The organism is Corallococcus sp. BB11-1 (assembly GCF_026626625.1).
GTDB lineage: Bacteria > Myxococcota > Myxococcia > Myxococcales > Myxococcaceae > Corallococcus > Corallococcus soli.
Genome location: NZ_JAPNJY010000028.1, coordinates 147,410 through 160,637, shown reverse-complemented (window position 1 = coordinate 160,637; position 13,228 = coordinate 147,410). Strand labels below are relative to the sequence as shown.

General features: G+C 71.3%; 12 protein-coding genes. 8 read left to right on the top strand and 4 right to left on the bottom strand.

Annotated elements, in window-relative coordinates; genetic code table 11:
• The 4 genes from pilM (at position 1) to OV207_RS22180 (ending at position 4,936) form a co-directional block, all read left to right on the top strand.
• Entirely contained in the window at positions 1–1,608 is a 1,608-nt protein-coding gene (pilM, locus tag OV207_RS22195; RefSeq protein WP_267557107.1) for a pilus assembly protein PilM, read from the top strand.
• Positions 1,609–1,618: 10 nt separating this feature from the next.
• Positions 1,619–2,176, top strand: coding sequence for a type II secretion system protein GspM (gspM, locus tag OV207_RS22190; protein ID WP_267557631.1), 558 nt, complete (start codon positions 1,619–1,621; stop codon positions 2,174–2,176).
• 2 nt (positions 2,177–2,178) lie between these two features.
• A complete protein-coding gene (gene gspN / locus OV207_RS22185; RefSeq protein WP_267557105.1) occupies positions 2,179–3,159 on the top strand; it encodes a type II secretion system protein GspN in 981 nt (326 codons plus the stop codon).
• 145 nt (positions 3,160–3,304) lie between these two features.
• Positions 3,305–4,936, top strand: coding sequence for a sigma 54-interacting transcriptional regulator (locus OV207_RS22180; protein WP_267557630.1), 1,632 nt, complete (start codon positions 3,305–3,307; stop codon positions 4,934–4,936).
• A 42-nt stretch (positions 4,937–4,978) separates the two neighbouring features.
• On the opposite strand, the gene OV207_RS22175 is transcribed toward OV207_RS22180, so the two are convergent.
• The gene (locus tag OV207_RS22175) at positions 4,979–6,916 is read right to left on the bottom strand and encodes an APC family permease (protein WP_267557104.1); all 1,938 of its coding nucleotides are present in this window, start codon (positions 6,914–6,916) and stop codon (positions 4,979–4,981) included.
• A gap of 262 nt (positions 6,917–7,178) precedes the next feature.
• Here OV207_RS22175 and OV207_RS22170 point away from each other — a divergent pair, with 262 nt between their 5' ends.
• Complete coding sequence (locus OV207_RS22170) at positions 7,179–7,694, top strand: RNA polymerase sigma factor (protein ID WP_193428284.1); 516 nt, start codon at positions 7,179–7,181, stop codon at positions 7,692–7,694.
• Positions 7,695–7,697: 3 nt separating this feature from the next.
• Here OV207_RS22170 and OV207_RS22165 read toward each other — a convergent pair whose 3' ends face one another.
• Together OV207_RS22165 and OV207_RS22160 are read right to left on the bottom strand one after the other, a co-directional pair.
• Entirely contained in the window at positions 7,698–8,354 is a 657-nt protein-coding gene (locus OV207_RS22165) for a hypothetical protein (protein WP_267557103.1), read from the bottom strand.
• Position 8,355: 1 nt separating this feature from the next.
• Entirely contained in the window at positions 8,356–10,533 is a 2,178-nt protein-coding gene (locus OV207_RS22160) for a S46 family peptidase (RefSeq protein ID WP_267557102.1), read from the bottom strand.
• A 130-nt stretch (positions 10,534–10,663) separates the two neighbouring features.
• On the opposite strand from OV207_RS22160, the gene OV207_RS22155 reads away from it, so the two are divergent.
• The 3 genes from OV207_RS22155 to OV207_RS22145 all read left to right on the top strand — a co-directional run bounded on the left by OV207_RS22155 (position 10,664) and on the right by OV207_RS22145 (position 12,484).
• Positions 10,664–11,407 (top strand): M50 family metallopeptidase, encoded by a 744-nt coding sequence (locus tag OV207_RS22155; RefSeq protein ID WP_193428287.1) that lies wholly within the window; start codon positions 10,664–10,666, stop codon positions 11,405–11,407.
• 382 nt (positions 11,408–11,789) lie between these two features.
• Positions 11,790–12,044: a hypothetical protein gene (locus OV207_RS22150; protein WP_267557100.1), complete on the top strand. Its 255-nt coding sequence runs from the start codon at positions 11,790–11,792 to the stop codon at positions 12,042–12,044.
• Between the two features lie 11 nt (positions 12,045–12,055).
• On the top strand, positions 12,056–12,484 hold the full coding sequence (locus tag OV207_RS22145) for a hypothetical protein (RefSeq protein WP_267557098.1): 429 nt from the start codon (positions 12,056–12,058) through the stop codon (positions 12,482–12,484).
• A gap of 7 nt (positions 12,485–12,491) precedes the next feature.
• Here OV207_RS22145 and OV207_RS22140 read toward each other — a convergent pair whose 3' ends face one another.
• Positions 12,492–13,151 (bottom strand): MBL fold metallo-hydrolase, encoded by a 660-nt coding sequence (locus OV207_RS22140; protein WP_267557096.1) that lies wholly within the window; start codon positions 13,149–13,151, stop codon positions 12,492–12,494.
• Between the last annotated feature and the right edge of the window lie 77 nt (positions 13,152–13,228).

The window sequence follows — 13,228 nt, the reverse complement described above, 5'->3', positions numbered from 1 at the left end:
ATGGCCCGCATTCTTGGCCTGGACCTCGGCAGCCACTCCGTGAAGGGGGTGGTGCTGGACTCCGGAACGAAAAGCCACACCACCCAGGCCTTCGCCGAGGTGCGCCGCGCGCAGGAAGGCGAGCGCCCGGAGACGCTGCGCGCCGCGGTGGAGGCGCTGCTCCAGCAGATGCCGGAGGGGCACGTGGATCAGGTCGTCATCGCCCTGCCCGGCCCGTCGCTCACCACGCACACGGTGAGCCTGCCCTTCTCCGACGCCAAGCGCGTGGAGGCGACGCTGCCCTTCGAGGTCGGCAGCCAGCTGCCGTTCGACATCTCGGAGGTCGTCTACGACTACCAGGTGGTCGGCCAGAAGGACACCGGCGGCAAGGACAAGGCGGCGGACCTGCTGGTGGGCGTGGTGCGCAAGGAGGAGCTCCAGTCGCTGCTGGCGCTGCTCACGGGGCTCGACCTGGACCCGCGCGTCATCACCCACCCGGCGCTCGCGTACCAGAACCTCTTCGCCCAGGCGCCCGGCCTCTTCGAGAGCGTGGGCGAGGGCGGCAGCGTGGCGGTGGTGGACATCGGCCATGAGCGCACGTCGGTGGCCATTGGCCGGCCGGGCCAGGGCGTGGAGTTCGCGCGCACCTTCTCCGGCGGCGGACGCGACCTGACGCGGGCGCTCGCCGCGGAGTTCCAGACGGCGCTGCCGGAAGCGCACCAGTGGAAGGAAGCGCACGGCGCCATGGCCAGCGCCGCGCAGGGCCCGGACGCCGAGCGCGCCGCGAACGCCTTCGTGCGCGGCCTGCAGCCGGTGCTGCGCGAACTGCGCCCGTCCTTCAAGGCCTTCACCGCGCGCACCCGGCGCCAGGTCACCGCGGTGGTGCTGGCGGGCGGCACGGCGCGGATGCCGGGCCTGGCGGAGCAACTGTCCAAGGATTTGAACGTGCCGGTGCGCGTGCTGGCGCTGCCGGCGGACGCGGCCGGGAAGATCCCCGCCTCGGAGGCCCCCTCCGCGGCGCAGGCGTACGCGCTCGCGATGCGCGGCAACGCGGCCGGGGCCCGGGCGCCGCGCTTCAACCTGCGCCGGGGTGAGTTCGCCTTCAAGGGCGGCTACGACTACGTGAAGGACCGGCTGGGCCTCCTGGCGTCGTTCGCCGTGACGCTGCTGCTGCTGCTCGTCGCCTTCGGGGTGGTGCGCAACACGGTGCTGGCGCGGCGCGAGGCGGAGGTGGACGCGGTGCTGTGCAAGACGACCCAGCGCATCCTGGGCACGTGCGAACAGAACTACGACCGCGCCATCAACATGCTCAAGGGCGTGGAGAGCCCCGCCGCGGCGCTGCCCTCCATGTCGGCCGTGAACCTGCTGGCGGAGATCACCCAGCGGGTGCCCCCGGAGGTGCCGGTGCGGTTTGATCGCATCCAGGTGGACCTGGACCGGGTGATGCTCCAGGGAGAGACGGACAGCTCCAAGCAGATCGACACGCTCTCCACCGCCTTGAAGGGCCACCGGTGCTTCAAGGACGTGAAGGAGGGCGAGGTGAAGAAGACGCGGGACGGGCAGAAGGTGACCTTCCGCCTGGACGTGCAGGTGCAGTGCCCCGGCGAGAAGCAGGGGGGGGAGACCTGACATGGCGGACATGGGAAAGCTCAAGGAAGTCTTCGCGCCCCTGCAGACGTGGTTCGAGCGGCTGAGCGACCGCGAGCGCAAGCTCGTGGGCATCGCGGGCGCGGGCGTGACGGTGTTCATCCTCTTCATCCTGCTCTTCAGCTTCGCCTCCAGCGCGTCGGGCTACCGCCGGCGCACGCAGGACAAGCTGGCGAAGCTCCAGGAGGTGCAGGCGCTGGCGGCCAGCTACGGCGTCGCCCAGCAGGAGCGGCAGGCGGTGGAGCAGCAGCTCACCAGCAGCAACGTGCGGCTCATCACGTACATCGAGGACAAGGCCACGGCCGCGGGCCTCACCGTGCCGAACATGTCGCCCAAGGGTGACGTGGGCGTGGGCGACGGGAAGATCATCGAAAGCTCCGTGGAGCTGACGTTCACCGACGTGGACCTGCGCAAGCTGACGGACTTCCTGCGCACGGTGGAGACGGGCCCGGGCATCGTGAAGGTGAAGTACCTGCGCGTGGAGCCCCGCCCGGCCACGGACACCCTGACGGCGTGGACCACCGTCGCCACCTACCGGATGAAGCAATAGCCATGGCCTCCGAAACCAAGACTGCCCGCTGGAAGCTCATCGCCGGCTACGCCGCGTTCTCGCTGGTGGCGTTCATCCTCTGCGTGCTGCTCACCTTCCCGTACGACGCGGTCCGCACGCGCATCGTCACGGAGGCCGCGGCCCGGGGGCTCGCGGTGCGCATTGGCGGCCTGCGGCCCGGCTTGTCCGGCGTCACCGCCACCAACGTGCGCGTGAGCAAGCCGCCCACGCCGCTGGGCGCGGAGTCCGTGGCGGCGCTCGCCCGGGGCGAGGCCGGCGGCCTGGGCCCCGAGGAGCTGGGCGAGGCGCTCACCTTCGACAGCGTGGCGCTGCGCCCCTCCCTCTTCCCGCCCGGCCTGGTGGTGAACGCGAAGGCCATGGGCGGCACGGTGCACGTCGCCGTGGGCGGCCTGAGCGCCACGTCGCTGGACGTGAACGTGAATGGGCTGCAGGCGGGCGCGGGCAACCTGCCCGGCTACACCGGCGTGGACATGGAGGGCGTCCTCAACGCGAAGGTGGCGCTCACGGCGCCGGGCGCGCTCGTGCGCGGGCAGCCGGCGGACTGGTCCCAGGCGACGGGCACGGTGGCGCTGGACACGCAGGGGCTCACCATCAAGGGCGGCAAGGCGGCCATTCCCATGGGCGGAGGCCCCGCCATGCCCATGGACCTGCCGCGCGTGCTGCTGGGAGAGCTGAAGGGCGACCTCCAGTTCGACAAGGGCCTGGGCACCGTGAGGGATTTGAACCTCAAGAGCGAGGACCTGGAGGGCACGGGCTCCGGCACGGTGAAGCTGGGCAAGCGGCTGGAGTACAGCGAGCTGGGGCTCGACGTGCGGCTGAAGTTCGAGGATGCCTTCCAGCAGCGGCTGGGCCCCCTGGCCATCGCGGTGAACATGCTGCCGCAGGACCGGGAGAACCCGGGCTACCGCGGCGGCCGGCTCACCGGCATGGTGAGCAGCCCCCGCTTCGGGCCCAAGCGCTAGTCCTGGCTCCCGGGGACGGCGGCGGCCGTCCCCTCCTCCCGCGCCGGGGCCCGGAGTCCCCGGGGCCCCGGGTTGATGCCCGCGCATGCGCCGTGTAAAGCGCTGGCGGCTGCCCCCGGTGCCGGGGGCGTTGGGAGAGGTTGGAATGCCGGAGTTGGTGTTCTTCCGTCGAGGCGAGGAAGTGTTGCGGGTGGCGGTGGACCGGGCGCGGCTGGTGCTCGGTCGGGGCGACTCGAGCGACGTGGCCATTCCGGATCCAGAGGTGAGCCGCCAGCAGGTGGCCCTCCTCTGGGACGGCCAGCAGTGCCGGGTGGAGGACCTGTCCGGCAAGGGCACGAAGGTCGCCGGCAAGCTGGTGGAGCGGGGCGACCTGCCCGACGGCGCGGACGTGGAGCTGGGCCAGTGGCGCGCGGTGTTCCGCCGGCACGGCGCCAGCGAGGACGCGGACGCGGCCACCGACGTGGGCAACGCCACCCAGGTGCAGGGCCGGGACGCGCAGCGCTGGCAGGCCGCGCAGGTGCGCGTGAAGCAGGGCACCACGGAGACGGTGCACCGGCTCACCGGCGACAGCTTCACGGTGGGCAAGGACACGGGCTGCGACCTGGTGCTCCAGGACCGGTTCATCTCCGGCAAGCACCTGAAGGTGACGCGCAAGGACGGCGTGTTCCACGTCGTGGACCTGCGCTCCACCAACGGCACCTGGCTGGGGCCGGTGCGCCTGTTCGAGGCGGAGGTGACGCTGCCCACCAGCCTGCGCGTGGGCGAGGCGGAGCTCATCCTGGAGGTCGTGCCGGCCGCGAAGAAGGAGGCGCCGTCCTTCCACGGCATCCTCGGTGGCGACCCGTCCGTGCGGCAGCTCACGGACCTCATCCAGCGCGTGGCGCCGTCCACCGCGGCCGTCACCATCCTGGGCGAGTCCGGCACCGGCAAGGAGCTGGTGGCGAACGCGCTGCACGCGTGCTCGCCGCGCGCGAACCGGCCGCTCATCCCGGTCAACTGCGCCGCCATCTCCAAGGAGCTGATCGAGAGCGAGCTGTTCGGCCATGAGAAGGGCGCCTTCACCGGCTCCGTGGGCGCGCGCAAGGGCGCCTTCGAGGAGGCGGACGGCGGCACCCTGTTCCTGGACGAGATTGGCGAACTGCCGCTGGACCTCCAGGCGAAGCTGCTGCGCGCGCTGGAGAGCGGTGAAATCAAGCGCGTGGGCGCCAGCCGCCCCATGCACGTGGACGTGCGCGTGGTGGCGGCCACCAACCGCGACCTGCTGGCGGCGTCGCGCGAGGGCCGCTTCCGCGAGGACCTCTACTACCGCCTCTGCGTCGTGCCGCTGCACCTGCCGCCCCTGCGCAACCGCCGGGGGGACGTCCTCGGGCTGGCGGAGCACTTCGTGCGCGCGTTCGCCCCGCGCGGCCAGACGGTGCGCTTCACGCAGCCGGCGCTGGAGCGGCTGCAGCAGCACGCCTGGCCGGGCAACGTCCGCGAGCTGCGCAACGTGGTGCACCGCGCGCTGCTGCTGCGCAAGGGGCCGTCCATCGACGCGGGCGACCTGTCCTTCGACCAGGAGGTCAACCGCGAGACGGGCGTCACCGTGCCGGAGCTGCCGCCGGGCATGACGCTGGAGCAGATGCTGGAGAAGCTGGAGCGGCAGATCATCGAAACCGCGCTGCGCCGCTTCAACAACAACCGCGAGCGCGTGGCCCGGGAGCTGGGCCTCGCGCGCTCCACCCTCTTCAAGCGCCTGAAGGACTGGGGCATGACGAAGCAGGACGAACAGGAGTAGCACCGCGTCAGGGGCGCCGCGCTCCGGCGCCCCTGACGCGCCTCACGGCTGCGCGTCGGGCGCGTGCCAGGCCGAGTGCGGCGCCATCTGTCCGGCGCTGCGCAGGTACCAGGGCACGCTGACCACCACCAGCCGGCGCTCCCCGGACAGCAGCAGCGCGCTGCGCAGCAGCTCCGAGCGGCGGCCGTACAGCATGGCCCGGTACCAGCGCGCCTCCAGCAGCTCCGGCAGCACGATGGCGACGGTGCGCTCCGGGGACTCGGCCAGCAGCGCGTCCAGGTAGTCCAGGAGCGGCCACACCAGCGCGCGGTAGGGCGACGCGACGTGCACGAGCGGCGGAGGCCTGCGGCCGGCCTCCAGCAGCGGCCCCTGGACGAAGTGCTGCCAGTGCGAGTCCAGCTCCTTCTCGTCGGTGTCCCCGCTGCAGATGTGCACGGCCCGCACGTCGTCGCTGAGCTCCAGCGCGAAGCGCAGCGCCGTCTCCGACGCATGGGACCAGCGGTCCACCGGCACCACGGCGACCATCGGAGGCGCCGGGGACAGGTGCACGGGGCGGCGCAGCTCCGTGTCCTGCCGCGTGCGCGTGTAGGCCGCGTGGACGCGCGACAGCAGCAGGATGCCCGCGGGGACGATGACGAACGCGGCCCAGCCCCCGTGCGCGAACTTGGACACGCCGACGATGACCAGCGTCAGCGCCGTCATCACCGCGCCAAAGCCGTTGAGCGCGCGGCGCCACCGCCAGCCCTCGCCCCGGTGCCGGTTCCAGTGCACCACCATGCCCGCCTGCGACAGCGTGAAGGCCATCAGCGCGCCAATGGCGAACAGCGGAATCAGCCGGTCGGTGATGCCCCGGCAGGCAATCAGCAGCAGCGCCGCGAGCCCCGACAGGGTGAGGATGCCGCGCGACAGGGCCAGCCGCCGTCCCCGGTGCGCGAAGCCCGGCGGCAGGTAGCGCTCGCGCGCCAGCACCTGACAGACGAGCGGGAAGCCCGCGTAGCTGGTGTTCGCGGACAGCGCGAGCACGCAGAGGATGGCGGCCATCGCCACGAAGTAGAAGGCGCCGCGCCCCATCACCGCGGCGATGAGCTGGGACAGCACCGTCTGGTAGCCCGCGGAGCCGGGGACCGTCGCGCCCACGCCGTAGGCCCGGCACAACAGCGCGATGCCCAGCAGCATCGTGACGAGCACGCCCACGATGATGGCCAGCGTGACGCGCGCGCGGCGGATGGCCGGGTCCCGGAAGATGGGCACCGCGTTGCTGATGGCCTCCACGCCCGTCATCGCGGTGCAGCCGCTGGCGAAGGCGCGGATGACGAGCCACGCGCCCACGGACGCGGTGGGCAGCGCCAGGGGCGGCGGCGCCTGGATGGGCGTCGCGAGGCCCATGACAAGCTTGTACAGGCCCACGAGCAGCACCACGGAGAGCGACCCGATGAAGAACCAGGTGGGCACGACGAACACCGCGCCCGCCTCGCTCACCCCGCGCAGGTTCACCAGCGTGAGCAGCGCCAGGATTCCCAGGGCGATGGGCAGCACGTGGGGCCTGAGCGAGGGGAACGCGGACACCAGCGCGCCCGTGCCGGCGGAGATGCCCACGGCCACGTTGAGCATGTAGTCGAGCATCAACGCGGTGGCGGCCAGCAGCCCCGCGCCCCGCCCCAGGTTCTGCCGCGCCACGGTGTAGGCGCCGCCGCCGCTCGGGTACGCGGCGATGGTCTGCGCGTAGGAGCCCGCCACGATCATCAGCAGCCCGACGATGGCGGCCGTGATGGGCAGCAGCAGCCACACGCCCGCGGGCCCCAGGGGCCGCAGCACGGTGAGGGCGGCCTCCGGCCCGTACGCGGCGGAGGACAGCGCGTCCAGTCCGAGCAGGGCCACGCCGGTGAGGACGCCCGTCTTCTCCTGCATCGCCTGGGCGCTGGTGAGCGGGCGCCCCAGCAGCAGGTCCACGAAGCCGTTGCCCTCCCGTCGCCGGGGCATGTACGGCCTCCTGCTCCCCATGTCCGCCGTCTGAGCCATGGCGCCCCCTGGGCAGCAACGTGCGCACCGGGGGCGCTGGCGGGGCCAGGGGGCCCGTCCCCGTGGATGGAGTCCGGTGGGCCGCCCGGGAGCATGGCCGCCCCAGGGTCCCTCCCTGGAGTCGCAAGAACAGCCCGGCGGCCTCCACGCCCCTGCCCCGGGGGCGATAGACCCTTTCGCGCGCCCGTTCGTTCCAGGAGGCAGACACAGGAGACCGTCCGCCATGGGCCCGTACGCCGCCGTCCTTCCCTTCCCCACCCTCAATGACCTCTACGCCCATCACCGGCCGCGGGCCCTGGCCATCGCCCGGCGCATCGTGGGGGACACCGACGACGCGGAGGACGTGGTGCAGGACGTCTTCCTGCGCCTGTCGCGGCAGCCGCCGGGGCTGGACGGCCGGGCGACGTGGACGACGTGGCTGCACCGGGTGATGGTCAACAGCAGCATCAACTGGCTGCGCGCGCGCAGGCGCCGGGAGCGGCTGGCGCACGCGCCCCAGGAGCAGGTGTCCCCGGAGGCGCACGCCATGGGCGCACAGATGCAGCGCCACTTCCACGAAGCGCTGGAGGAGGTGAACCCCCAGCAGCGGCAGGTGCTCTACCTGCGCGAGGTGCGCGGCCTGGGCGCCGCGGAGATCTCCCGGCTGCTGCGCATCCCGGAGGGCACGGTGAAGAGCGCCCTGCACCGGGGCCGCCAGCGCGCCCTCACCGTGATGGAGGAGCGCGGCCAGCGGCCCTGAGCGCTACTCGTCGCCCTTGCTGCCGACGAACTGATCCGCCTTCTCCTTGAAGAGGACGTTGAAGCTGGTGAGCGACCCGTACACGCGGGTGATGTAGCTCTGCATCTCCACCTTCTCCGCTTCGGAGAGCTTGGGGTGGGCGTTGAGCTTCTGCTCCAGCACGCGCAGGCGGTCCCTCACCATCGTGACCTTGTGGAACAGGTTGTCGATGGGCAGGTCCTTCGCCTGCAGCTCCGGGTTGCCCGGGACCAGGCGCACCGTGCCGCCCTCCCACTTGGCGGCCAGCGGCGGCTCACTGATGCCGGACGCTTCCCGGAAGATGTCCATCAGCTCTTCGCGCGTCATGTTCAGCCCTTCCAGGTCCACCACGTCGTTGGGGTCCGCGCGCCGCCGCACCACCACGGGCGCCACGCTGCGCGCCGTGCGGCCCCGCGTGCTGCCTTGAACGACAGGCAGCGGGGCCGCGGAGCCCTTGGGCGCGTACTTGTCACAGAGGGGGGCGGAGGGCGGGAACATGCCGCGCGAGTTCTGCAGGCGGCACGGCCCCACCCAGCCCCGGTGATCCACGGAGTGCGGACTCCACAGCTTGCAGTTGCCGCACACCCGCTCCTCGGGGCGGAAGGTGGGCAGCGCTGGCGACCCCTCTTCCGGGCCCGACATGTCAGCGCGCCTCCTTCACCACCGGCGAGCCCTTGCGGACGTTGAGCTCGCGCAGGAGCGCGTCCGCGTCCTCGACCTGGTCGAGGTTCCACAGCAGGTAGCGCACGTCCACGTTGACGTTCCGGGCCACGTCCGGATTGTAGCCGAAGTCGTTCGCGACGTTCTCCCACACCCGGTCGAAGTTCACGCCCACCAGCTCGCCCTTGCCGTTCACCGTGGGGCTGCCGGAGTTGCCGCCCGTGGTGTCCGCGTCCGACAGGAAGTCCACCGGCACGTCCTTGAGCCGGGGGTCCACCCACGGGCCGAACTTCTTCGCCTCCGCGGTGGCGCGCAGCTTGGGGGGCGCGTTGAAGGGCTCCTCGCCGGTGTGCTTCTGGAGCATGCCCGTCAGCGTCGTCTGCGGCAGGTACACCGCGCCGTCGCGCGGCGTGTAGCCCTGCACCTTGCCGAACGACACGCGCAGCGTGCTGTTGGCGTCCGGCGCGATGGGCTTGCCCGCCTGCGCCATCACCGCCGCGCGCCACGCCGGCCGCAGCCGCGACGCCGCGCCCTGGCGCCGGTCGCGGACCTCATCCAGCGCCGCCTGGTCCTTCGCCAGGTCCATGCCGAACGCGAGCAGCGGGTCCTTGCGCGCGGTGAGCTGCGCCGGCGTTTCGCCCGCCATCTTCATGCGCTCCGCCTGCGTCAGGACCTTCGTGTTCGCGTAGAGCGCGTCGATCTTCGCGGTGACGTCCTTCTCCACGTAGGACTTGCCGAAGTGGGTGTCCACGGCCTGGATGCGCTCGTCGGGCCGCAGCGCCTGCGCGCGCTTGACGAACGCGTGCAGCAGCGCCTTGTCCGCGGCGGGGAAGAGGTTCTTCTGGGCGCGCTCCAGGCTGTCCTTGATGCGCGGCAGCTCGCGGTCCATGTACTCCGGGCGGCGCTCCAGGTCCGGCTTCGCGCGCTCCATGGACAGCCGGGCCACCCTCGTCGCGAGCGCGGGCCCCTGCGCCAGACGCCCGGACACGCCGAGCAGGAAGTCGCGCTCGAAGGTCTTCGCGGACGCCTGCTGTTCGGTGAGCAGCGCGTCGCGGGCCTTGAGCGCGTCGCTCCACTTCGCGCCGCCCTTCTGGGCCCAGCCGACGACGGCGTCCTCGGCGGCGCGCTGCTTCTCCACCAGCTGGCCGCGCCGCATGCCGGCGAGCTGGCCGCCCGCGTTCTTGTAGACGTTGTGCAGGCTCTTGAGCTGCGAGGCCACGGCGATCTTCCCGGCGGGGTCCTTCTCACCTGCGGCCTCCAGCAGGGAGATGGCCTCGCCCAGCACGTCGCGGATGCGCGGGTAGTAGCGCGCCTGACGCTCGGCCATCTCGTCCGCGAGCAGCGTGCGGTAGGTCATGCCCGGGTAGCCCAGCACCATCACGAAGTCGCCCGGCTTCACGCCCTGGGTGGACAGCGGGAAGAAGAACTCCGCCTTGTAGGGGACGTTCTTCTCGCTGTACGCGGCGGAGCTGCCGTCCGGCGCGGTGTACGCGCGGATGATGGCGAAGTCGCCGGTGTGGCGCGGCCAGGACCAGTTGTCCTCTTCCCCGCCGTACTCGCCCACCGCGCGGGGCGGCGCGTAGACGAGCCGCACGTCCTGCAGCTCCATGGCGTCCACCAGCGTGTAGTTGACGCCGCCGTCGAAGGTCGCGACCTGGCAGCGGGTGGCGGGGCGCTTCTCGCACTCGGCGACCAGCTCCTTCTGCTTGCGGTCCACGGCCTTGTAGCGCGCCAGGTCGTCCGCGCCCGGGGGCACCGCGGCGTTGATCTGCGCCGTCACGTCCGTGAAGGCGCGCGGCACCTGCACGCGCGAGCCCTTGCCCGGAAGCTCCTCCGCGCCGGCCTTCGCGAGGAAGCCGCCGGTGATGAGGTCCCGCTGCGGCGAGCTGTGCTCCTGGATGATGCCGAAGGCGCAGTGGTGGTTGGTGATGATGAGGCCGGTGGCGGAGATGAACGACCCGGAGCAGCCGCCGGTGTTCACCGTGCCCGCCAGCAGCCCGGTGCCCCGCTTGGGGTCCCACAGCTTGTGGGGGGGCAGCTTCAGGCCCTGGGCCTTGAGCCATGCGGGGCTCAGTTCCAGCACCTGTTGGGGGGTCCACTTGCCTTCCCCGGCGAAGGCCGGGGCCGCCACGAGACACAGCAGGAGGAGCGTCTTCTTCATGGTGTCCCCTCCCTACCCCGTCCGGTGCCCGGGCGCGACCGTTCCGGTGTCGGCGGAAGGCGTTTTCGCGGAAGATGGAACGCCCTTGGATGTTCCGGTGTCCAGGCAGGCAGGGGCGAGGGAGTCAGCGATGCGGACAGCGAGCGGAGCAACCCTGGACGTCGGACGGCTGGCGCTGCTCCTGCTGATGCTGGGGGCGTCCTGGTACTTCTGGGACTCGCCGGTGCTCTATCCGGTGAAGCTGCTGGTGGTGATGATGCATGAGAGCGGGCATGCCATCGGCACGCTGGTCATGGGGGGCTCGGTGGACCGGGTGCACCTGGCGATGAACGAGGGGGGCGAGTGCATGTCGCGCATCCCCCCGGGCTTCCTCAACATGGTGGTGCTGTACTCGTCCGGCTACCTGGGCAGCGCGGTGGCGGGCGCGGGGTTGATGGTGGCCACGTTCCGCTTCCAGCTGGGCCGCGCGGTGATGGGCGCGGCGGCGGTGTGGCTGGCGGTGATGGGCGTCTTCTACGCGGGGGATGCCTTCACGCTGGCGTTCTGCCTGGGCATGGCGGTGGCGTTGGGCCTGGGGACGCGCTTCCTGCCGTCGGTGATGGTGGACGGGCTCAACCTGTTCCTGGCGGCCTTCACGTCGCTCTACGCGCTCTTCGACCTGCGCTCGGACCTGTGGGACAGCACCCGGCGGAACATGACGGACGCGGCGCTGCTGGCCAACGTCACCTGGGTGCCGTCCATCGTCTGGGCGGCGCTGTGGTCGCTCCTGTCGGTGCTCCTGCTCGTCGCGGCGGCGTACTGGTCGCTGCATGCGAAGCCCCAGGGCGGCGGCGGCGTGCGCATGCCGCCCGTGGCCCGGGCGCGGCGGGTGTGATACCCGATAGGGTGAGATGAGACTTCGTTCGATTCTCTTCGCGGGCGCATTGGGATGTGCAAGCCCTTCGTCGGCGCCTCCCGGGCCTGCTCCCTACGGATTCAGGGGCAATCAGGTCTGGGCCAATGGCCCCTGGGCCGACATCGAGCCCTCGCGGAACATCGATGACGTCATCGACCAGCTCTGCCCGGCGATCATGAAGCTGCCACGGGCCACATTGCGCGATCATGGCCAGGAATACTGCGGGGTCATCTACTCCCTGGAGGATGGGATGTTCCATGCGAGCCAGCCCTCACCCCTGGCGCCCACCGTCCTGGTAGGTCCCACCAAGAGGAAACGGTGCCAGCCACCGCTCCATGTCATGGACGAAAGGGGGAGGCCCATGCCCTGGGCGGATTATCACAGCCACCCCTGGGCCCCCTCCGAACTGTCCCAGGACGATCGGCGTTCAAGCCTCCAACTCTATGACATCCGCATCCAGTTCGACACGGCTTGCACCGTGATGAAGCTGGTTCCCCACCGTCATGAAGACCGTCCCGGCGAAGTCTTCGTGCGCCGTGGCAGGACCTGGGTCCTGACCGGCTACATCCATCCTGAAGACAAGCAGTCTGGCCGCGTGACCTCGGTGGACGAGTGAGAAGGAACTCCTTGAAGCGCGTTCTCGTGGCGTTGCTGCCGGTGGTCCTGCTCCCCGCGTGCGCGCTCTTCCAGCGCACGCCTCGTCCTGTCCACGCGCCTCCCGAGGAAGCCGCCACCGTCCAATTCCCCTCGGACCTTCCGGCCACGGGACTCCAGGAACTGTCCGGCACCGTGGCCACGGCCATCCAGCTCGCGATGGACGATTTCCGCCCTCCTGGCTCGAAGCCCCACCGGGGCGCGACGCCCACGGAGCAGTGCCTCTACCGGCGTCAGTCCTTCGACGTGCAGGCCGCGCCAGGACCGGAAGGCCTCGTGTTCGTCCGCTTCCTCTTCAATCCCGACGCCTGCACCCCGGAAGAGCGCGCCGTCGTCCTCGACATGGGGGCGACCTACGCCATCGACGTTAGGGGCTGGCGCGTCCTCGCCATCCAGCCCTGACGCCGCCTCACTTGCGCGGCCGCATCCGGAACGCCACGAACGACGCCATGTCCGGGAAGGCGAAGTACGGGTTCTTCTGGCGCACGGCGTCCATGCCGGCCACCGGCACGTCGCCATAGTCGTGCCCCGGGAACAGGCGCGCCGTGTCCGGCACCTTCAGCAGCACCTGCGACAGCGAGCGGTACATCGCCTCCGGGTTGCTGCCCGGCAGGTCGCACCGGCCGCACCCGTTGATGAACACCGTGTCCCCGGACACCAGCGCGTCATCCGCCAGCAGGCAGTGCGACCCCGGCGTGTGCCCCGGCGTGTGCAGCGCCTGGAACGTGCGCGAGCCCACCGGCACCGGATCCCCGGCCTTGAGCGGACGCAGCGCGTCCCCGCCCCACTTGCGCAGCTCGCGGGAGAAGGCGACCTCCTCCTCGTGCGCGTACACCGGCACGTCGTGGCGCGACAGCAGCTCCTCCAGGCCGTTGATGTGGTCGCCGTGGCAGTGGGACACGAACGCGCCCACCACCCGCTTGCCGTCCTGGGCCACCGCCGATTCGATCTCCATCACGTCCCAGGCGGGATCCACCACCACCACCTCCGGCCCGTCCGCGGGCCCCACGAGGTAGACGAAGTTGTCCATCGGTCCCAGCTTCAGCTGTCGTACGTACGGTGTGGGCATGGCTGTCCTCCGGGCGACCACTCTATGACCAAGGCTTGCCGCCCTGGGTCTGTTCCCGTTGAATGCCCCTTTTGACG

Coding starts and splice junctions, on each gene's coding strand:
- pilM (WP_267557107.1), top strand. CDS start 1: ATGGCCCGCATTCTTGGCCTGGACCTCGGCAGCCACTCCGTGAAGGGG.
- gspM (WP_267557631.1), top strand. CDS start 1,619: ATGGGAAAGCTCAAGGAAGTCTTCGCGCCCCTGCAGACGTGGTTCGAG.
- gspN (WP_267557105.1), top strand. CDS start 2,179: ATGGCCTCCGAAACCAAGACTGCCCGCTGGAAGCTCATCGCCGGCTAC.
- OV207_RS22180 (WP_267557630.1), top strand. CDS start 3,305: ATGCCGGAGTTGGTGTTCTTCCGTCGAGGCGAGGAAGTGTTGCGGGTG.
- OV207_RS22175 (WP_267557104.1), bottom strand. CDS start 6,916: ATGCCCCGGCGACGGGAGGGCAACGGCTTCGTGGACCTGCTGCTGGGG.
- OV207_RS22170 (WP_193428284.1), top strand. CDS start 7,179: ATGGGCCCGTACGCCGCCGTCCTTCCCTTCCCCACCCTCAATGACCTC.
- OV207_RS22165 (WP_267557103.1), bottom strand. CDS start 8,354: ATGTCGGGCCCGGAAGAGGGGTCGCCAGCGCTGCCCACCTTCCGCCCC.
- OV207_RS22160 (WP_267557102.1), bottom strand. CDS start 10,533: ATGAAGAAGACGCTCCTCCTGCTGTGTCTCGTGGCGGCCCCGGCCTTC.
- OV207_RS22155 (WP_193428287.1), top strand. CDS start 10,664: ATGCGGACAGCGAGCGGAGCAACCCTGGACGTCGGACGGCTGGCGCTG.
- OV207_RS22150 (WP_267557100.1), top strand. CDS start 11,790: ATGCCCTGGGCGGATTATCACAGCCACCCCTGGGCCCCCTCCGAACTG.
- OV207_RS22140 (WP_267557096.1), bottom strand. CDS start 13,151: ATGCCCACACCGTACGTACGACAGCTGAAGCTGGGACCGATGGACAAC.